Annotated in this window: 22 protein-coding genes; 11 read left to right on the forward strand and 11 right to left on the reverse strand. The window is 46.0% G+C overall.

Annotated features, from left to right (window positions below):
- Positions 1-195 precede the first annotated feature (195 nt).
- Genes phnW through phnX form a run of 3 tightly spaced genes read left to right on the forward strand, consistent with a single transcriptional unit; the run spans position 196 to position 3,535 of the window.
- Positions 196-1,299, forward strand: coding sequence for a 2-aminoethylphosphonate--pyruvate transaminase (phnW, locus tag J4N42_RS20135; RefSeq protein ID WP_252031605.1), 1,104 nt, complete (start codon positions 196-198; stop codon positions 1,297-1,299).
- Between the two features lie 10 nt (positions 1,300-1,309).
- Positions 1,310-2,701, forward strand: coding sequence for an aspartate aminotransferase family protein (locus tag J4N42_RS20140; protein WP_252031609.1), 1,392 nt, complete (start codon positions 1,310-1,312; stop codon positions 2,699-2,701).
- A 9-nt stretch (positions 2,702-2,710) separates the two neighbouring features.
- Positions 2,711-3,535, forward strand: coding sequence for a phosphonoacetaldehyde hydrolase (phnX, locus tag J4N42_RS20145; RefSeq protein ID WP_252031612.1), 825 nt, complete (start codon positions 2,711-2,713; stop codon positions 3,533-3,535).
- Positions 3,536-3,612: 77 nt separating this feature from the next.
- On the opposite strand, the gene J4N42_RS20150 is transcribed toward phnX, so the two are convergent.
- From J4N42_RS20150 to J4N42_RS20160, 3 genes are all read right to left on the reverse strand, one after another.
- On the reverse strand, positions 3,613-4,602 hold the full coding sequence (locus J4N42_RS20150) for a succinylglutamate desuccinylase/aspartoacylase family protein (protein WP_252031615.1): 990 nt from the start codon (positions 4,600-4,602) through the stop codon (positions 3,613-3,615).
- Positions 4,603-4,745: 143 nt separating this feature from the next.
- Complete coding sequence (gene yfcC / locus J4N42_RS20155) at positions 4,746-6,278, reverse strand: putative basic amino acid antiporter YfcC (protein WP_390903535.1); 1,533 nt, start codon at positions 6,276-6,278, stop codon at positions 4,746-4,748.
- A gap of 208 nt (positions 6,279-6,486) precedes the next feature.
- Entirely contained in the window at positions 6,487-7,092 is a 606-nt protein-coding gene (locus J4N42_RS20160) for a DUF1294 domain-containing protein (RefSeq protein WP_252031618.1), read from the reverse strand.
- A 269-nt stretch (positions 7,093-7,361) separates the two neighbouring features.
- Here J4N42_RS20160 and J4N42_RS20165 point away from each other — a divergent pair, with 269 nt between their 5' ends.
- Both J4N42_RS20165 and J4N42_RS20170 read left to right on the forward strand, forming a co-directional pair.
- Positions 7,362-7,673, forward strand: a complete 312-nt coding sequence (locus tag J4N42_RS20165; RefSeq protein ID WP_252031619.1) for a hypothetical protein — start codon at positions 7,362-7,364, stop codon at positions 7,671-7,673.
- 32 nt (positions 7,674-7,705) lie between these two features.
- Positions 7,706-8,392, forward strand: a complete 687-nt coding sequence (locus J4N42_RS20170; protein WP_252031623.1) for a helix-turn-helix transcriptional regulator — start codon at positions 7,706-7,708, stop codon at positions 8,390-8,392.
- Positions 8,393-8,432: 40 nt separating this feature from the next.
- Here J4N42_RS20170 and yjjG read toward each other — a convergent pair whose 3' ends face one another.
- Positions 8,433-9,107 (reverse strand): pyrimidine 5'-nucleotidase, encoded by a 675-nt coding sequence (yjjG, locus tag J4N42_RS20175; RefSeq protein ID WP_252031626.1) that lies wholly within the window; start codon positions 9,105-9,107, stop codon positions 8,433-8,435.
- 242 nt (positions 9,108-9,349) lie between these two features.
- On the opposite strand from yjjG, the gene J4N42_RS20180 reads away from it, so the two are divergent.
- The 6 genes from J4N42_RS20180 to J4N42_RS20205 all read left to right on the forward strand — a co-directional run bounded on the left by J4N42_RS20180 (position 9,350) and on the right by J4N42_RS20205 (position 13,858).
- A complete protein-coding gene (locus J4N42_RS20180; RefSeq protein ID WP_252031627.1) occupies positions 9,350-9,514 on the forward strand; it encodes a hypothetical protein in 165 nt (54 codons plus the stop codon).
- 51 nt (positions 9,515-9,565) lie between these two features.
- Positions 9,566-10,216, forward strand: coding sequence for an isoprenoid biosynthesis glyoxalase ElbB (gene elbB / locus J4N42_RS20185; RefSeq protein WP_252031630.1), 651 nt, complete (start codon positions 9,566-9,568; stop codon positions 10,214-10,216).
- A gap of 262 nt (positions 10,217-10,478) precedes the next feature.
- Entirely contained in the window at positions 10,479-11,627 is a 1,149-nt protein-coding gene (gene yiaY, locus J4N42_RS20190) for an L-threonine dehydrogenase (RefSeq protein ID WP_252031633.1), read from the forward strand.
- A 101-nt stretch (positions 11,628-11,728) separates the two neighbouring features.
- Positions 11,729-12,460 (forward strand): dienelactone hydrolase family protein, encoded by a 732-nt coding sequence (locus J4N42_RS20195; protein WP_252031636.1) that lies wholly within the window; start codon positions 11,729-11,731, stop codon positions 12,458-12,460.
- Positions 12,461-12,649: 189 nt separating this feature from the next.
- Positions 12,650-13,060 (forward strand): nuclear transport factor 2 family protein, encoded by a 411-nt coding sequence (locus J4N42_RS20200; protein ID WP_252031639.1) that lies wholly within the window; start codon positions 12,650-12,652, stop codon positions 13,058-13,060.
- Between the two features lie 171 nt (positions 13,061-13,231).
- Positions 13,232-13,858, forward strand: a complete 627-nt coding sequence (locus J4N42_RS20205; RefSeq protein ID WP_252031642.1) for a LysE family translocator — start codon at positions 13,232-13,234, stop codon at positions 13,856-13,858.
- A 118-nt stretch (positions 13,859-13,976) separates the two neighbouring features.
- Here the strand turns inward: J4N42_RS20205 and secF are convergent, their stop codons facing one another.
- The 7 genes from secF to J4N42_RS20240 form a co-directional block, all read right to left on the reverse strand.
- Positions 13,977-14,879, reverse strand: a complete 903-nt coding sequence (gene secF, locus J4N42_RS20210; protein WP_252031645.1) for a protein translocase subunit SecF — start codon at positions 14,877-14,879, stop codon at positions 13,977-13,979.
- Positions 14,880-14,882: 3 nt separating this feature from the next.
- Positions 14,883-16,721 (reverse strand): protein translocase subunit SecD, encoded by a 1,839-nt coding sequence (secD, locus tag J4N42_RS20215; protein ID WP_252031648.1) that lies wholly within the window; start codon positions 16,719-16,721, stop codon positions 14,883-14,885.
- A gap of 75 nt (positions 16,722-16,796) precedes the next feature.
- Positions 16,797-17,273 (reverse strand): hypothetical protein, encoded by a 477-nt coding sequence (locus J4N42_RS20220; protein ID WP_252031651.1) that lies wholly within the window; start codon positions 17,271-17,273, stop codon positions 16,797-16,799.
- Positions 17,274-17,418: 145 nt separating this feature from the next.
- On the reverse strand, positions 17,419-17,862 hold the full coding sequence (locus J4N42_RS20225) for a hypothetical protein (RefSeq protein ID WP_252031653.1): 444 nt from the start codon (positions 17,860-17,862) through the stop codon (positions 17,419-17,421).
- A gap of 28 nt (positions 17,863-17,890) precedes the next feature.
- The gene (locus J4N42_RS20230) at positions 17,891-18,508 is read right to left on the reverse strand and encodes a class I SAM-dependent methyltransferase (RefSeq protein WP_252031656.1); all 618 of its coding nucleotides are present in this window, start codon (positions 18,506-18,508) and stop codon (positions 17,891-17,893) included.
- A gap of 61 nt (positions 18,509-18,569) precedes the next feature.
- Complete coding sequence (locus J4N42_RS20235) at positions 18,570-19,073, reverse strand: DUF2867 domain-containing protein (protein WP_252031659.1); 504 nt, start codon at positions 19,071-19,073, stop codon at positions 18,570-18,572.
- 47 nt (positions 19,074-19,120) lie between these two features.
- Positions 19,121-19,594, reverse strand: a complete 474-nt coding sequence (locus J4N42_RS20240; RefSeq protein ID WP_252031661.1) for an OsmC family protein — start codon at positions 19,592-19,594, stop codon at positions 19,121-19,123.
- Between the last annotated feature and the right edge of the window lie 217 nt (positions 19,595-19,811).

Genomic DNA, 19,811 nt, shown 5'->3' on the forward strand with positions numbered 1-19,811 from the left:
TTTTTGTTTATGACGTTTAAATGAACAAAAAATGGCAGTTTTGAGAAATATAAACCGCAAAATGTTCGGTTAAGATCGATTCATCAGAGCCATATTAAAGTTTTATGAAATTGGTAATCTTGCTATTTACGGGCTCTAAATCCGCTTGCTAAGGTAACCTCAACTTTTGGTATAGTCCAATTATCGAGAACTGAGATGAAAAACGAATATCTACTACTGACACCTGGCCCACTATCTACCACTGAAACTGTACGTGAAGCTATGTTGAAAGACTGGTGTACTTGGGACGATGACTACAACAAAGAGATTGTTGAAGTCATAAGAGCTAAGCTGGTTGCTTTAGCGACAACTTCGTCACAATACTCTTGTGTGCTAATGCAAGGCAGTGGCACCGCATCTGTTGAAGCGACGATTGGCAGCGCTATCGGTCAAGAAGGTAAGTTGCTGGTAGTAGATAATGGCGCTTACGGGGCACGCATCGCCCAAACAGCACAATACCTCAACATTCCGTGCCATGTGGTTTCACCAGGAGAAACATCACAGCCTAACTTGAACGAAGTTGAAGCCGCATTGGCATCGGATCCTGCGATAAGCCATGTCGCCATTGTGCACTGCGAGACAACGACGGGTATGCTAAACCCAATCGAACCGGTTGCTACTCTTGCCAAGCAATACAATAAGACCGTAATCCTAGATGCTATGTCGAGCTTTGGTGGCATCCCAATGGATATCGCGGACTTAGGGATCGACTTCATGATCAGCTCTGCGAACAAATGTATTCAAGGTGTACCAGGCTTTGGTTTTGTTATCGCGAAACGAAGTGAGCTGGAAAAATGCCAAGGACAGGCTCGCTCTCTTAGCCTAGACCTCTACGACCAATGGCACTGCATGGAAGTCAATCAGGGCAAATGGCGCTTCACCTCACCAACCCATACTGTGCGCGCTTTTTACCAAGCCTTAATTGAACTGGAGCAGGAAGGAGGCATCGAAGCGCGACACCAACGCTATCGCACCAATCAAACGACCCTTGTACAGGGAATGCGCTCACTTGGGTTTGAACCACTGTTAAGCGATGAATTGCACTCCCCAATCATCACTTCGTTTTATTCTCCTACTCACAGCGACTACCAGTTTAAAGAGTTCTATGAGCGCCTGAAGCAACAAGGTTTTGTGATTTATCCGGGTAAAGTCTCTAATGCTGATTGCTTCCGTATTGGTAACATCGGCGACGTTTATCCTGAAGATATCGCGTTGTTAATCGTAGCGGTCGAAAAGGCCATGTACTGGAACGTTCAATAAGGCCGGAATCATGACTGATACTTTAAATCCGACCCATTTCCGCAGCGAAGGCGACATTAACACTACGCCCGCACGCCAGAAATGGAATGAATCACTGCAAGACCAACGAACTCAGGCTCTACTTAAGCGCGACAGCGACGTGTTCTTGCATCAAGCCATGTCGACACCTTGTTTGGATACGCTGGAGCATGCTGAAGGGATTTTCATTCAAGACAGCACCGGTAAACGCTACATGGACTTTCATGGTAATAACGTCCATCAGCTCGGTTATGGGCATCCAGATGTTGTGGCAAAAGTCGCGGAGCAGATGGCATCTTTACCCTTCTCCCCTCGCCGATTCACCAATGAAACCGCGGTGAAATGTGCTGAGAAACTGACTGATATCTGCGGCGGTGAGTTAAACCGAGTGTTGTTTGCTCCCGGCGGCACGTCCGTCGTTGGTATGGCACTGAAACTGGCTCGTCACGTCACTGGCAACTTTAAGGTCGTCTCTTTATGGGACTCTTTCCATGGGGCATCCCTTGATGCTATTTCGGTTGGCGGAGAAGCCTGTTTCCGTGAAGGGATGGGGCCTTTGATGGCTGGCGTTGAACGTATTCCACCCGCGGTCAGCTATCGCGGTGCTTTCCCATTACATAACCAAGCGTCTGAAGGTGCCAGCGATGTTCATTACGCCGATTACCTAGAGTATGTGATTGAGAAAGAAGGTGGGGTCGGAGCCTTTATCGCTGAAGCCGTACGCAACACCGATGTTCAAGTACCAAGTAAGGCGTACTGGAAACGAATCCGAGAAATCTGCGACAAACACAATGTCATGCTGATTATTGATGACATTCCAAATGGAATGGGCCGCAGCGGCGAATGGTTCACTCATCAAGCTTACGACATTGAGCCAGATATTCTTTGTATCGGCAAAGGCTTTGGTGGTGGCTTAGTACCACTGGCTGCCATGGTCACAAAAGATAAGTACAACACGGCGGCCAACGTATCTCTGGGACACTACACCCATGAAAAAAGCCCGATTGGCTGCGCTGCAGCACTGGCAACTATGGAAGTAATCGAACGCGATAACTTGCTCGATAAAGTGCGGCAAGACAGCGAGTTTGTACGCACAAGTTTGCTCGCTATGAAGGAAAAGTACCCGTTAATTGGGGATGTACGTGGCATCGGTTTGCTATGGGGAGTAGAACTCGTCACCGACCCGATTAGCAAGACTCGCGCATTTGAAGAAGCGGAAGCCGTGCTCTACCAATGTCTAAACAACGGATTGAGCTTTAAAGTTTCTCAAGGAAACGTCATTCAGCTTAGCCCACCACTGATCATTACACGCGAAGAATTGACTCGCGCGCTCACGATTTTTGAGCAAGCAATCGCCCACGTATCTCAAGCATTTAATTACTAGGACAACATCATGACTCAAACGACTACTACACCTATTCAAGCTGTTATCTTTGATTGGGCCGGCACTATTGTCGACTTTGGTTCATTTGCGCCAACCAGCATCTTCGTTGAAGCGTTTAAGCAGGGTTTTGACTTCAGCATCACGCTAGATGAAGCGCGTGAACCAATGGGGCTGGGTAAATGGGATCACATTCAGGCGGTTGGCCGTCTACCTAGCGTCGATGCGCGATGGAACAACCAATTTGGCCGTTCGATGACCAGTGAAGACATCGACACCATTTACGCGGCATTCATGCCGTTACAAAAAGCTAAGGTTGCCGACCACGCAGAACCAATCCTAAATGCCATTGAAGTTGTTAACGACCTTAAGCAGCAAGGCATTAAGATCGGTTCGTGCTCAGGTTATCCACGTGAAGTGATGGATGTTTTAATGCCGGTTGCAGCAGATTACGGCTATCGCCCAGATTGTGTGGTCGCTACAGACGACCTACCTCAAGGCGGTCGCCCAGCTCCTTATATGGCGCTGAAAAATGTTATCGACTTAGCCGTCACCGATGTTAATGCTTGTATTAAGGTCGACGATGCTGCTCCTGGTATCGACGAAGGACACAACGCAGGAATGTGGACAGTTGGTCTACTGCTTTCAGGCAATGAAGCAGGTCTTACTTTTGAACAGTACCAAGCAGCAGACAAAGCCACTCTCGACGCTGCTCGTGAAAAAGCGCACGCTAAGTTGTCGAAGTCGACACCACATTACCTTATCGACACCATTGCCGATTTACCGCAAGTTCTTAAGGACATCGAAAAACGCCTACTCGCTGGTGAGCGCCCATAGCTAAGAGCCTCAGCAAGCACCTACCAACAAAAAGCCGAGACTATGTCTCGGCTTTTTGTTGGCTATGACGCGAATGGCTACTTAATTAGTCTCACGATCAAAGAGCCCGGCGCTCGAAGCGCTTCAACATTGTGGCTAAGGACCGTGGCATCACAAGGCGCAAAGTACTCTTCTACCCTATCGCCGAAACTGTCTAACTGAGTTGCTAAGAGATCGCCCTGACGAACGGTTTGCAGCAACTCGACATGCGCTTCCACAAACCCACCTTGAGTCGCTTTAACACTGACAATATCTCGACCTTCTACACAAGGTTTTAAATTGCTCGGTTCTCCGCTAATGACATGGTGCGCGGTGAGAATATTCATCACACCATCAACTGTACGAGCTATCAAAGCGGCATCTGTGTAACGACCGGCCCCCACTTCAACAGTAATACTCGGCACACCATGTTCGTTCCAAGTGGTTTCTAACACCCCAGTTTCACCTGGATCGTCTAAAATTGCATCCGGGTTAAGTAAGCGAGCCATCTCTTTCGCCTCACTGACTCGGTAATCAGCGAAGACATACAGCGGGTAAGTGGTGCCTGTAGTTTGAGTGTGAAGGTCTATGGCTAAATCCGCATTCGGCAGCAGCAGTTTCGACCAGAGAGTATGAATGTATCGCTCTACTTCGTTCCCTTCAGCTTTACCAGGGAAAAAACGGTTCATGTTTGATGGTGATGTATCTGGATCAACAGGGTAAAAGTTTCGGCTATGATGCAAAATTCCTGTTGGGTTCAGAGTCGGCACTATGGTCACACACCCAGCCAACTCTTGGTCCACCAATCGATTGGCTATTTTCAATGCCGAAACCACACCGCTCTGTTCGTCACCGTGTACTCCAGCAGTAATCACGACTCTTTTTCCAGGCTTTTCCCCCTTAAATACGCGTACGGGTAACATTTGCCATTGGCCAAGCGCGTTAGTCGCGACGGCAAAATTAAATTTATGTTCGCCACTGGTTAAGGTATTCACATCCAGAGAATCAATTAGGGGCAGTGTTGAGTTTGTATGCGTCAGTCTATTCATTGTTCTTCTTTCTCAATCAATACAGGCCAAAATCGAATAGTGGCCTGATTGGCAAACAAAAACGAGCCCAAAATTGGGCTCGTACTTGGCTTTTCGATGAGAGTATACCCAACGAAAGCAATCTTTCTCAGACATTCATCGGGTTATGCAAAACCAGTTACATGTGCGCCGATCACTACCGCACTCGACAGCACGAACAGCAATCCGATGAATCGACCACAGAACTTAATCCATACCCCCCAATCAATGCGACACACGCCTAATGTTGCCATCAAAGACGCAGAGGTTGGGACCACAATGTTGGTAAAGCCATCACCCAATTGGAAAGCAAGAACAGCAACCTGACGGCTAACACCTGCGATATCTGCAAGTGGTGCTAACAGAGGCATAGTTAGTGCAGCTTGGCCAGATCCTGAAGTAACAAAGAAATTGAATACCGATTGGAAAACGTACATCAGCCATGCAGCCATCACATCTGGCAAGCCGCTAATAAAGCCACCAGCGCTGTTGAGGATGCTGTTAAGTACGCTTGCTTCACCGCTAGCACCGCCGCCGAGGATCAAAAGTACCCCCTTCGCACAACCCACAAGTAGAGCTGGCGCTAACATCATGCCAGCTCCTTCTTTAAACGCATCTGCCGCATCGTTTAAAGTCATGCCGTTAAGACGGAAAACTGCACCGATAATCGCAACGATAAAGCCCATAGTGAAGAACTGTGAAGCAATTTCCGGGATGTACCACGCATGCGCAACTACCCCGTAGATAACCCAAATGGTGGTTGCAAACACCGTCAGCATGACGAGTGTGTCACCTAGTGTCCATTGCTTAACTTGCTCATCGGCAGTGTCTTCTTGTGCTCTAAAGTGTGCATCGGTGTTGTAAGTTAGAGATGAGTGTGGATTCGCTTTGATTCTCGCCGCATACGTCATCGTAAAAATAATGCCGACAAGAGTGAAACCTACCCACATAACAATACGAAAACTCATGCCAGAAAGCACTGGGATACCCGCGATGCCTTGGGCAATCGCAACAGAGAATGGATTCATCCATGATGCAGCAAAACCGATCTGGGTGGCAACGTAGGTCACCATGACCGTAGTAATACTGTCGTAGCCTAACCGTACCATTAGCGGAGCAATGATGATGGCAAACGCCACCGCCTCTTCACCCATACCAAACACGGCACCACCAAGAGAGAACAGAGCAAAAAGAACTGGTACAAAGAGAGCTTCACTGCCCTTGGTTCGATTGATCAAGTGCAAGATACCGCTGTCGATACTGCCCGTACGAATTACCACACCAAATGAGCCGCCAATAAGAAGCATGAACATGATAACACCAATTGCACTGCCCCATTTAGAACCAGAAACTAGCCCTTCAAACGGAAAGTTCATTAGGCCAATGCCGCCACCTGATGAGAAGAATCCAACAGTGTTGTACACCAATTCACCCGCCTCATCGGTTGCATACGCAAACGAAGCAGGGTCGATAACAGTACGTGTTTTTTCCACCCCATCGGCTAGATAAGTGACATCTTGGCTATCAAAGGTACCGGCAGGAATAAAATAGGTAAGAATAGTGGCAAGGATACCAATAAAGAAAATAAGAATTAGGGTATCGGGCATTTGCCAATTTTTGGCTTTCTCTACCCCTGAGATTGGTTGAGTTTGTTCCATGATTTTTATTTATATTCACTGAAAGTGAATAAATTATCACAATCATTTTTGGTTAATTCAACCAAAAATCCACACCAGAACGAACTTTAACTCCTACAAAATAAATAATTAAAGTATTAATTACCAACTTTATACATTTTTGTAGCATTGAAATTCACTAAAACTAATAGTTCAGCCCATCCAATGCGCCATACATATGAATCACTAATTAATAAAAGTGGCTAAAAGCGATCGCCTTTTGAATAAACACCTGTAATTCCAATTCGCCTTGCGGTGTTAGCGTCCAACAAAACAGTAAAAAATTAATTAGCAGCGTAAGCCAGAAAATAAACATAAAAACCGGTACTCGGCTTTTATGCTGCAAGATAGATTGAGCAAGAATAGCACCCGGCCATCCTCCCATTACGGAAATCACGTGTAGTAGCGTCTCAGGGACTCGCCATCCCCCAGTCGCTTCTGCGGTTTTATCATAACCATACAGTGAATAAGTTACTGCACTCGCCATGAGATAATAAAGAAGTATGATCACTGGGTAGTCGAACAACCAAACGCTAGAGACCATGATGGTGCTAAACCAAATCACAATCGCCATAGAAAAATTAAATACAATTGGTCGCTCAACCTTAACCGCTCTCAGTCCACCGGAAGAATCTTTGGCGAGGGAAAATTGGACTCGCTCATTTATTCTCGGCCGCTGAGCACGACCCGAAACATCGGTGATGTGGAAGAAAATACGTGTTGCTTGGTTCTCAACAGTAATAAAGCCGTACCCTTTCAGGTCATTCCATTCAGCGACTTTTCCTACGATTGCCATGGTGTCGTCCTTTATTCAGCCAATTAAGTAGCTGAATCTTCTAGCCAAATTTGTCGTCGTCTTCGTAATACACTCGTTATTCGATTCGAGTGCGATCACTTCTCGCCTTAAAAGTGTAGTTGCATATAAAACGAAAGGCATGCAATTGGTCACATTTTAATCAATGCAATTGCATATGAAGAGATAATAAATCCTGCACTACTGACAAGAACTGACAGTCCTTTTGGTTAGTCTTATTTCGAACTCAACAACACAGAAAGGAGAACGTCATGAGTCAAATCGTTGAAATGGTAAAGTTTTCACTACTCGATACAGCGAATGAGCAAGAATTTATTACTGCGGCAGAGCGCAGCCAACAGTTTGTGAAAAGTCTGCCGGGCTTTTTGTATCGCTCACTTAGCCATAATGAAGAAACCAACGTTTGGACTGACACTGTATATTGGCAATCAATGGAAGAAGCAAAATCGGCTGGCGAGCAGTTTATGGCGTGCGAAGACTGCCAACCACTGATGTCACTAATCAACCCAGAGTCGGTAGATATGACACACCAAGTCATTAAAATGAATTCATGTGAAGGCTAGGAATAGGCTGCTAGTCGCGTAGAGGGATTGATATGAGCAAATCAGAGCGGTTGTTTGAACTTCTGACATTACTACGAGCCAAGCGCTACGCTGTCACAGCAGCAGAGTTGGCTAGCGTGTTGGAAGTCAGTGAACGAACCATCTATCGTGATATTCAATCCCTGCTCAACTCCGGTGTCCCTATTCAAGGGGAAGCCGGAGTTGGCTATATGCTCCAAGCGGGCTCTCACCTGCCGCCACTTATGTTTACCGAGAAAGAGATGATGGCTCTTGAACTTGGCATGCGTATGGTTCGAGCTTGGTCAGATGAAGAACTTGCAAAAGCATCACAAAGCGCGTCGACAAAAATACAATCCGTATTGCCAGACAAACTGAAACAGCAAATCGAATCGTTTCCTATTATTGTGCCCGACTACCACATTCAGTCCGACACCGCGAAGCGAGGCCAGCTTTTACGGCGTGCAACGGACATGCAGCACAAGGTGTCGGTTCATTATATTGCAGAGAATGGCTCGATGACCGAACGCATCTTGCAGCCATTAGGGCAAATTTTCTGGGGGAAAAACTGGACGCTGGTTGCGTGGTGCGAGCTAAGAGATGAATACCGCCATTTCCGTCTCGATCGAATTCAGAAATTAGCGGTATTAGAAGAAGCATTTAGCCTATCGGAAACAAAGTCGTTACCACACTACATTTCGTTGTATAAACCGCCAGAATAGCGACCTAGACGGCTCTAGAACGTGCAATAACGACATATGTTTATGCCGTTAAGATGTTTTGTAGCTCAGTCAGTGAGTTCACCGTGTAATGAGGTTCAATACCCTCAACTTCGCTAGCTCCGGTAGTGTTAAGCCAACACGTCTCGATACCAAAGTTTAGGCCGCCGAGAATATCAGAATGCGGGTTATCACCAACCATCAGAACTTTCGATTTACACGGGTTACCCATTCTTTCCAGCGCGTGAGCGAAGATACCGAGATCCGGCTTCGCAATGCCAACTTCTTCTGAAATCACAACGTGATCAAAATAATCTGTCATACCGGTGCGCTCTAAGCGAATCGCCTGTAGCTCAGTAAATCCATTAGTGATGATGCCCATCTTCGCTTTTCCAGAAAGCGATTCCATTAACTCTTTGGCTCCAGGCAATAAAGTACAGATGTCCGCCATGGCTTCTAGAAACGCAGAGTTAAGCTCAGCGGTTGTTGTATCGAGCTTCTTAGCCCAAGCGTCGAAACGCGTGTGCTTTAATTGCTCTGCAGTGATCACACCATCTTGATAATCGACCCAAAGCGGTTTGTTTACTTCTTGGTAAACAGCAAAATCTTGCTCGGTGAAATCTACCCCTTTGCGTGAGAACATCAGCTGCATACCTTTGAAAGCATCAAAATGAAACAAGGTTTCGTCAGCATCAAATAGAATCCAATCGTACTTCATGATTACTCCTTTTAAGACCGAGCTAGTGTACTCCTTTTCCCTCATCAAGAAAGCACAATTTTGCTTTATAACTTGGCTTAGATTCATCATTCTCACGGGTAGGTTATTGTCTGTGAACCGTGACCTTCAGCTCAACTTGAGAATATGAAATCAATTTAGTTTCGTTCAATGAGCAAGCTCAACTTTTCTACAGCAACAACTGGTTATAAAGAGGAGGAATCCGTCCGAGCAGTGGTGATGTTATGAAACGATTTTTCCCATCCAGCGTGATGCTCACGCCTTTCCTCGTCAAATACTATGACGAGACAAACGACGACCAACCAACAGCCCAAAAAGAACAAACACAACAAGAATCGCTGGTTGATTCCGAACAAAAGGACGCTACGCTAGAACAAGAATTGTCCTAAAATCAGCAATAACTCAATAAATACAATAACGTCAGAAAAAAGGAAGAAATAATGAAGAAAATTGCGGTGATCCTCAGTGGCTCAGGGGTATTTGATGGTGCTGAAATTCACGAGTCTGTGCTGGCATTGCATGCGGTAGAAAAAAATGGTGCGAGCTGGCACTGTTTTGCGCCAGACATTGACCAAATGCACGTGATTAACCATAAGACAGGCGAAGAGATGGCCGAAAGCCGTAATGTACTGGTTGAAGCGGCGCGAATCGCGCGTGGCAACATTGAAGACGTCGCGACGCTTAACGCAGACGACTTTGATGCGCTACTCGTTCCTGGAGGGTTTGGGGCGGCGAAAAACTTAACTGACTTTGCGGTCAATGGCGCCGAATGCAGTATCAATACTCACGTCGCATCAGCTTGCCGAGCATTCGCTCAAGCTCGCAAGCCAGTGGGTTATTTATGCATTGCTCCTGCTATCATCCCTATGATTTACGGTGACAATGTACAAGGCACTATTGGCAACGATCAAGCCACCGCTGCAGCCTTTAATCAGTTAGGGGGAAGTCATATTGATTGCCCTGTGGATGATTACATTTTCGATGAAAACCATCTGGTTCTTTCTACTCCTGCTTACATGCTAGCGGGGAATATTTCTGAAGCGGCGGCTGGAATAGAGAAACTCGTCAACAAGTTGATTTCGCTGTCGTAACCTTGCGATACAATCCAAGTCACTCCCAAAGCGCGATACTCAATCGCGCTTTTTTACGTTATCTGTTGAGCAAACGATACCGTTAACTTATTAAATTTATTGATAATTTTTACAGTTATGTAGCAAGAAGATCCAATTCACATTTATCTATAGAAAGCTCCGACCAGTGCTCCTGTGATTGTTTTAGATCAAATAATACCTACTAAGGGTTATGCCAACCTGTTTGCAGTTTAAAATAATCAACTTACAACGGAATAGATCTATGACAACTGCATTTTTCATCCCAACCGTAAACTTCATGGGTGCTGGCTGTTTAAAGGACGCCGCAGACAGTATTCAGTCTCAAGGTTTCAAGAAAGGCCTAATCGTTACCGACTCTGTGTTGAATCAGATCGGCGTAGTAAAGCAAGTTCAAGCGCTTCTTAGTGAGCGTGATGTTGAAACAGTAGTGTTTGATGGCACCCAACCTAACCCAACTATCGGCAACGTAAACGCGGGCTTGGAACTATTAGCAGACAACGATTGTGACTTCGTTATCTCTCTTGGTGGTGGCTCTCCGCACGATTGTGCAAAAGGTATTGCTCTTGTTGCAGCTAACGGTGGAAAAATCGCTGATTACGAAGGTGTCGACCAATCAGCAAAACCAATGCTGCCTCTTATTGCTATCAATACGACAGCAGGCACGGCTTCAGAAATGACACGTTTCTGCATCATTACTGACGAAGAGCGCCACATTAAAATGGCCATTGTAGATAAACACACTACTCCACTGATTTCAGTGAATGACCCAGAGTTAATGCTGGCAAAACCTGCGTCATTAACCGCTGCAACAGGTATGGACGCATTGACTCACGCGGTAGAAGCCTACGTTTCTATCGCAGCGACGCCGATTACCGACGCTGTTGCGATTAAAGCAATAGAGCTTATCCAAGCCCATCTACGTACTGCAGTTGATAACGGCGAAGACATCGAAGCACGCGAGCAGATGGCTTACGCTCAGTTCATGGCAGGCATGGCATTTAACAACGCTTCCCTAGGTTACGTACACGCAATGGCTCACCAGTTAGGCGGTTTCTACGACCTTCCTCACGGTGTGTGCAATGCTGTTCTACTACCACACGTTCAGCGTTACAACGCACAAGTATGCCCTGAGCGTCTACGTGACGTTGCAAAAGCCATGGGTGTCGATGTAGAGAACATGAACGCAGAGCAAGGGGCAGAAGCGGCGCTAGAAGCCATCATGCAACTGTCGAAAGATGTAGGCATTCCTGCTGGCCTTAAAGAGCTGGGAGCAAAATCGGAAGACATTTCAATCTTGGCTGACAATGCTCTAAAAGACGCATGTGGATTTACTAACCCTAAACAGGCGACGCACGAAGAAATCTCTGCAATTTTCTCTGCTGCAATGTAATTTCTGACTCACCACTGGCCCCACTTGAATTCGTGGGGCTTTTTTGATCTTCAAACCTCCTAAAACCGTACTAGACTTTCAATGTCTAAAAAGGAGGTTCTATGAAATTCTTGTTAACGTTATCTTTTTCCCTGTTTGCTGGCTTAGCCATCGCCGGGCAAGACACCACCTACTCCGTTGGCGATCTAGAGTATGAAGGTTACTGGTCAAAAGTCAGTGATGATGCACCATTAGTCGTTCTTGTTCATGACTGGGATGGCCTCACCGACTACGAGAAAAAGCGAGCTCAAATGCTCAATGACCTAGGCTACAACGTATTCGCCGCCGACCTGTTTGGGAAAGGAATTCGCCCTACTGAAGTAAAAGACAAAAAGCAGCACACTGGCGAACTGTACAAAGACAGAGACAAGCTACGAACGTTGATGCAAGCAAGTGTTGACCATGCTGCAAGCCTCGGAGGCAACAAGAGCAATCTTGTTGTTATGGGTTACTGTTTTGGCGGAGCGGCTGTGCTGGAATCGGCGAGAGCAGGAATGGATGCAAAAGGTTTCGTGACCTTCCATGGTGGGCTAAAAACACCAGAAGGACAGTCGTACTCAGACACACAAACTCCTATTTTGGTACTGCATGGCACAGCAGACACCGCCATCCCAATGGAGCAGTTCGCTCAGTTAGCGGTTGAGTTGGAAGCTGCCAATGTCCCACATGAAATGATCACTTATAGCGGTGCACCGCATGCGTTCACCGTGTTTGGTTCATCACGCTACCAAGAGGAAGCTGACCGTAAGTCATGGAATGCATTTACTGATTTCTTAACCCAATACACACAGTAACCCCACTTTCTAGGCCGAAATTGCACGAAAAGGCAGGGAATCCCCCTGCCTTTTGTTCGGTTCCTGTCATATCTATACTCTCACGTGTAAAAACACTTGCTAGTTCGCCTGCTCCCAAGGTAAAACAATACTTTCTGAGTATGAATGCACTTAGCGTTCATCACTGCCAATGAGTTTAGGGAGCCGAACATGCAAACACTTATCGATCAAGAAGTCGCATTACATCATTACGACGTTCGTCAAGATCGCTCTATGGTTTCGCGTTTGCTGCACCCTGATTTCAAAGAAGTCGGTGAATCTGGCAATAGCTATGATTTCACCAGCATCAATGAGTTAATGAAAACTGAGAAACCATCTCGCGGTTTTCTGCACTCTCAAGACTATGAATGTGTAGTACTGGGCACCAATACACAAATGCTTCTGTACAAGACGGCTTGGAACGACGGACTAGGACACGTTCGTCACTATGCTAAGCGCTCTTCAATCTGGGTCTTCAACGGCTCACACTGGCAAATGCAATATCATCAAGGCACGGCTTGTTCACCATTCAAACTTGCAGAGAACATCTCCGCTCGCCGAAACGAACTATCGCCTGCGTAATGACTTCTTAAATACCGTGACTTTTTAAACATAACGACCTCTCAAACACGGTAACATCGCCACCAACCATTTGATGGGCTCGTCAAAGCCCATCCGTTAGAATCTCACCCTTAAGACTTGAATCTCTGCCTGTGCGCCCAAACTCCTTATGAAAGGACACAAGGAGCACATATGGAATATCTCTACGCCGTCGTACTATTCGCCGTTTCTTCCTCCGTTACACCGGGGCCAAACAACATTATGGTGATGACCTCCGGAGTCAACTTTGGTGTAAGGCGCACATTGCCGCTGCTGGCGGGTATTTGTGTTGGTTTCACAGTGATGCTTTTGGTGGTGGGCTTTGGGTTCGGACAACTGTTTCAAGTGTTCCCCGCCTTACATTTCATCATTAAATGTTTAGGGACGGGTTACTTGCTGTATCTTGCATGGTTGATTGCCAAAGCAGGCAGCATTTCAAACAGTAAACAACAGGCAAAACCGTTAACCTTTATGAAAGGCGCTTTATTTCAATGGGTGAATGGTAAGGCATGGGTTGTGGCAACAGGAGCGATTGCGGCGTTTACCACAACTGGTGCAGGCTTCTACACGCAGAATCTAATTATTGCCGTGACGTTTTTTATTGCATCTTTTCCAGCTGTCGGGCTGTGGCTATTTTTCGGCACGCTGCTAAAGAGATGGCTCACCAAAGACAGCCATCGCCGATGGTTTAATTACTCAATGTCGGCTTTATTAATCGTATCCGTTTTACCCGTTATCAAAGAGATCTTTATCCAGTACCCAACTTTCCTGTCGATTTAATTTACAATGTAAACACATTTACTATCAAGTAGTTAAAGGAACGCCCGAGAATCTATTTACAAGGAACTGTTGCGTTAGTAGTTTACTCGGGCGTTATTTTATTGCTGGTTTGAATGTTTTATGGCGCGGTATCGACCTCTACAGGTAAATAATGTTTAGGCTCTAGCTTTAACCATTCAGGTAATACCGTACCAATCGAAATCGAAGACCACGTACCCGACAAAATACCTATGAACATCGCTGTCGCGAAGCCTTGCAGAGCGCTGCCTCCCATAATCCAAAGTGCCGCTACCGTGATCAAGGTGGTACCGGATGTCACCATGGTACGAGAGAAAGTCGCTATCACCGCCTGATCGTTGATGTCTGGTGTTGGTGTGGTTTGCTTGGCTACCAACAGTTCACGAATACGGTCCGCAATGATAATCGAGTCATTGAGTGAGTAGCCCAGAATCGCTAGTATCGCGGCGAATACCGTTAAGTTGAACTCCATTTGAGTGGCTGCGAAAAAGCCAAGAACCAGCACTACATCGTGTAGTAGAGCCAACAATGAGCCACTTGCTAAACGCCATTCAAAACGGAAACAAAGATAACCAAGAATAGTCAGCATAGAGATAAGCAGCGCCAAACCACCTTGATCAACAAGATCGTCCCCCACTTGTGAGCCCACCATGCTATTACTCACGATATCTACGTTATGTGAAATCGTTTCTAACGACGCTTTGATGTCTGGTGTCTCTTGGCCTTGCTCTGGAATTGAGTAGCGAATCACCCAACGCCCTTCTTCTCCAGAATGCGTGACGCCAGCTGACTCACCAAGCTCTGGCGACAATACTTTCAATAGATCTTTGTTGGTTAAACTTGAATCCACTTTCACTTCGGTCACCATACCGCCAGTGAAGTCTAAGCCCATGTTCAAGCCTTTGAAGCCCAGCGCCACCAGTGAAATTACCATCAATGCAACAGACACGTAGCTGGTTAGGTAACGGATCTTACGAATGTTTTTCTTTAATGTATTAACCATGATTTAAACCCTTACATCGCGACGACTATCTCGTCCCCAAACCGCATTGATGATGGCACGTGAAGCAAACACACCGGTAAACATACTGGTCAACAGACCAAGTCCCAGAGTGAGTGCAAAGCCTTGAATTGGACCGTTACCGATCGAATACAGGATCACGGCGGTTATCATGGTAGTAATGTTGGCATCTAGAATCGTGCTGATCGCACTGCTAAAGCCAAGATCAATTGACTGAGCAAACGTGCGGCCCTCAGCCAGTTTGTCGCGAATACGTTCAAATATCAGCACGTTGGTATCAACAGCCATACCGACAGTCAGAACTAAGCCCGCGATACCAGGCAAGGTTAAAACAGCGCCTGGAAGCAGCGCAATCAAGCCAAGTAAACAGGTCATATTTGCCAGCAAAGCCACATTAGCAACCCAGCCTAAACGGCGATACCACAGGGCCATAAAGGTAAGCGTTAGCCCCATACCCAATGCCAGCGCAGCGAAGCCATTTTGAATGTTTTCAGCTCCTAGAGAAGCGCCAATCGTGCGTTCCTCTACAATGGTGACTGGTGCGGTCAGTGAGCCAGCACGCAGCAATAACGCAAGCTGCTGAGCTTCATCCATAGAGCCTGCTCCAGTGATACGGAACTGGCTACCAAGTTGAGATTGAATAGTCGCAACGGAGATAACTTTTTCGCTACGTTCCGTTTCGCCTCTCGCATTGGTTGTGTACTCACGATATACAGTCGCCATCGGCTTACCGATATGCTTTCCAGAGAAGTCACTCATTAGCTTGCCACCTGCGTGGTCAAGAGAGATGTTTACTTCCGAAAAACCCATCTTGTCTACACCAGCACGAGCATTGACGATGTGCTCACCAGTTAGCACCGGACGACGTGTCAACACAACGTTTTGACCGTTGTTATCCTTTAGCACCATATCGGCACCAGACATGCCCTCAGATTCCATTTTCGCTTCGTGGAACGCAAGACTTGCCGTTGCACCAATCACGTTCTTTGCTTGCGATGGGTCTTGCACCCCAGGCAACTCAATGCGGATACTGTGTTCACCCTGACGCTGCACGAGTGCCTCAGTGATACCAAGTTCTTCAATACGTCCACGCATAATCTTCAAGTTTTGCTGAAGCGTGATTGACTGAAACTCGGCTTTATTTTGTGGTGAAGGCTGAATCGTTAGACTATCGGAATGACGCTTTACGTCCCAACCAGCGTAATTGGATTTAATAAACGTAGACGCTGCAGATAGAGCTTCTGGGCTTTTACTTGATAGCTCAAAGCCATCCACGCCTACTTTATTGAATTTCACACCGCGAATACGATCTTGGCGAAGCGCATCACGTACTTCATCGACGATGGTATTACGCTGCTCTTCAAACGCTTTGTCTACATCAACGTTAAGCAAGAACTGTACGCCGCCACGTAAATCTAGGCCAAGTTTAATCGGGTTGAAGCCAAAATCAGTAAACCATTTAGGTGCTACAGAAACGTAGGAGAACGTAATGCTGTCACCTTCACGAATTAGCTCATCCAGCGCTTCACGAGCTTTGGTTTGTGACGACTCACTGTCGAACACCAATGTCATTTTGTCACCCGTTTGAGTGATTTCTTCAACATCAATATTTTGGTGTTCCAAGTATCGATTAAGCTCTACAACTGAGTTTAAAGATGGGTTGCTGGCAGTCGTCAATTGGATAGATGGCTGCTCACCATACCATGTTGGAATGGCGCTCAATGCCAAAATGATCAGCGTAGTAACAAGCACCACGTACTTCCACGCAGGGTAATGGTTCATAAGGCGCTTCGACTTCGCTTTACGAGTAGAATGATTCTTCATATGTGTGTCTTCCCTCGATCACGAGACCGAGTTACAAAATTAATTTAATTGTGTTGTGTATTATGGGAAGAACGACTAAAACTGGCTGTTGAGCGCCACGTAGAGAGCATTGCTCTCTTTCCAACCGGAGATTCGGTGATCGGAAGAAAAGACATCACCTGCCCAGAAGTCAATTTCATACTGAGCAAGTTGGTAGAGCTTATGTGGGGGTAGATGAGCGTTAAACTGCTCGAAGTCCGCTCCTGACTGCGTATCGTTGCTCTCTGAATTACGCGAAGAGTATGACCAACGATTGGCGTTAATAATGCCAACAGCTCCAACATCAATATTCGATTCTGATACAGGAACCGAGCCTGTGCTGACTTCATCTTGCCCTTCTAGCTCAATGAATATCTGCTCTACATTTAATGAGGAGTAAGCGGGTAAATACTTGTAGCTAGACAGTCTGTTACCGGCATCTGCTTCACTTTGTGCTAAATACGCGAACGCTTGCGACGGTAAGAGTGTCGCAAGTAGGGTAAACCATACGTATTTAAAAAAGCGAAGATGCATGAGCCGTAATAATAGAGTGACTGTTCTATTCTGGATAGTATGCCTGTTCACTGCGAGCAGCAACTAAAAAAAACTAAAACCGATTTTAAGCAAGCGTAATCTAACATTGCACTTTTACGCTTGGGTTATTTCTGCGGAAAATACGCTAATCAGGCCTGACTGGGGCCAATTTGAGGTAAGAATGCAGTTCGCCATTCTTATATTCTATGGCGGAGTAGATTCGCGGCGCTTTTCGGCCTACGACGTGGAACTCGTAGCGGTTTTCTCCTTTGGTGATCGACACTTTCAACATGCCATCCACCAAGCTCCATGTCCCTTGAGTATGAAGGCGGTCAAACAGCTTATGTTCATTCAGCGACCCATCCTGATTAAACACAAGTTCAGTAATGTAGCCTTCGGTACAGGTCTTTATCCAATGTGATTCTAGAACTTGCTGTTTGGTTATCTCTGCTTTTTCAGCTAACCACTGTTGGTATTCGGTGGTATTAGCGGCTTCTGGGTCGATTCCATCCACCTCAACGGCTGGCGCACCATATTGCTCACGAAAAAAGAGTTGTAAGAACACTTGTTGTTTGGTCGTTGGCTGCATGTTGTACCAATTCCTTCAGCGATATAAATTATGGTTTGATTAACAGAACCCCAATGCGACCTTTATCTCGCATTCCGTCAGGTTCGTTTACCCATACCCACTCTACCACTCGAAAGCCTATTTGCTGGCATATCTCAATGAACTGTGGAATCGGGTACGCATCGTAATAAAACTCTACTTCAAACATATAGTCGGTAAAAGGCGGAATATCGACCTCGCTCCCCCCGCTAGACAAAATACATGCCCCACCACTGCGCAAAGATTGGTAAGCTGATTCCAGTAAGCGCTTTTGCTCCACTCTTGGCAGATGGAAAAGTGAATCCCACAGCACGACACCATCATAAGTTTGATCAATTTCGTACTCTTCTAGCTCGCTTAGCACCCATTGTTGATTAGGTAAACGTTCTTTAGCCATAGCCAACAGCTTCTTGGAGCGATCGACACCCACCAACGAGTGACCCAATCCAGCCAAAAACTCGCCAATGGGTGTGGCATGACCACAGCCCAAATCTAGAATTTTGCTGGGTTCATCAAACAGCCCAACGAACTGTTTAAACAGCTCCATATCTTTAGCAGGAAGCTGAGTACGAACCTCCAACCATTGTTGAGAGATACGATCATATTCCGCCTTCAATGGCTCAGTCATATTCCTTTCCTATTCTTCACGTATAGTACCTAAAGCTCCAAAGGCACCAGTGGGTCAGCTGTTATTTTAGTAGTATCGGTAGTTGGTTCATCGAGCTCGGAACGATAATTTTGTGCATTGGAGCAACAAAGAGCATGTACACCTTACCAAGCATGTTGTGAACATGAACCACCGTACTGGCATGGACTTTCGCGCGATCGCCATCGGGTTCGAGATAGAAAGACACCTTAACATCCAAATGCTTATCTCTGTCTTCCAGAACTATTTCCTTTTCCGAGATAGAGTAGATCGTGAAAATCCCCAGCCTATCGCCTACTCGGTAATCTTGATGTGGCTTGTTAAAGTCGATGTCGGCCATTTTGCCAAGATTTTTAAGGCCAAAGTAGCCCACGATGTGGTTTCTCAACGCCATCAATCGATTTACCCAGCTGGGCGTTTGCTGAACCAGCATAAAGTACACATCCAGTGCCGACTCATTTGAATAGCGAACATCACGAGAAAAGCTATCAAAAAAATAAGCATCGTGGGTATATGTCGCTAGCACAGATTGGGGTGGAAAGTTCATCTCTATCTCCTTGAGTGACTTCCTAAAGCGGGGGATATAAACGCAGCCTACTCAGGCCAAATAATTTCCGTAGTAACTCGTGTTTTCACCGAGTTAGCAATGAAGCAATTCTGATGAGCAACGTGGTGTAATTTCTCTAATTGAGAACGCGTTGGCTGCTTGTCACCAGAGAATTTAATTTTCGGTCGTAAAGTCACTTCGGTTATTGAGGAGTAGCCGTTTTTATCTTCCTCCAATAAGCCTACGGCTTCATCGATATACTCTTCAATGACATACTTTCGTTTAGCAGCAACCGACAAAAAGACCAACATATGGCAACTGGACAACGCGGCGATAAACGCCTCTTCCGGATCAACGTTTTCTTCTATTGAGTATGGCAGTGGAACCACATGAGGAGACGGCGAAGCCTGAACAGTTGCCCCTCCATCAAACTCCCACTGATGGGCGCGACTATAATCGCCATCACTAAATACTTCATTTGGGTGCTTGAACCACTTAATCACTGCTGAGTGTTGAGACATGTTTTTCCCTCAATTCAAAACCTTATTTATTGCACACTTAGGCGATGGACTCAAAGTGTTCAAGTCTGAGTTTTCACTTAAAATTCATCAACTCACCAGAAAATCCACTTACGTTTTTTCCCTGCGTAATGGTGTGAAGCCTCTCGAAAAACATTTTGAAACTCAGTGCGAATAGGATTCGAATGAAAAATAATAACTCGCCTTTGCATTTTCAAGA

Origin of the sequence: Vibrio sp. SCSIO 43135 (genome assembly GCF_023716665.1) — a bacterium.
GTDB lineage: Bacteria > Pseudomonadota > Gammaproteobacteria > Enterobacterales > Vibrionaceae > Vibrio > Vibrio paucivorans.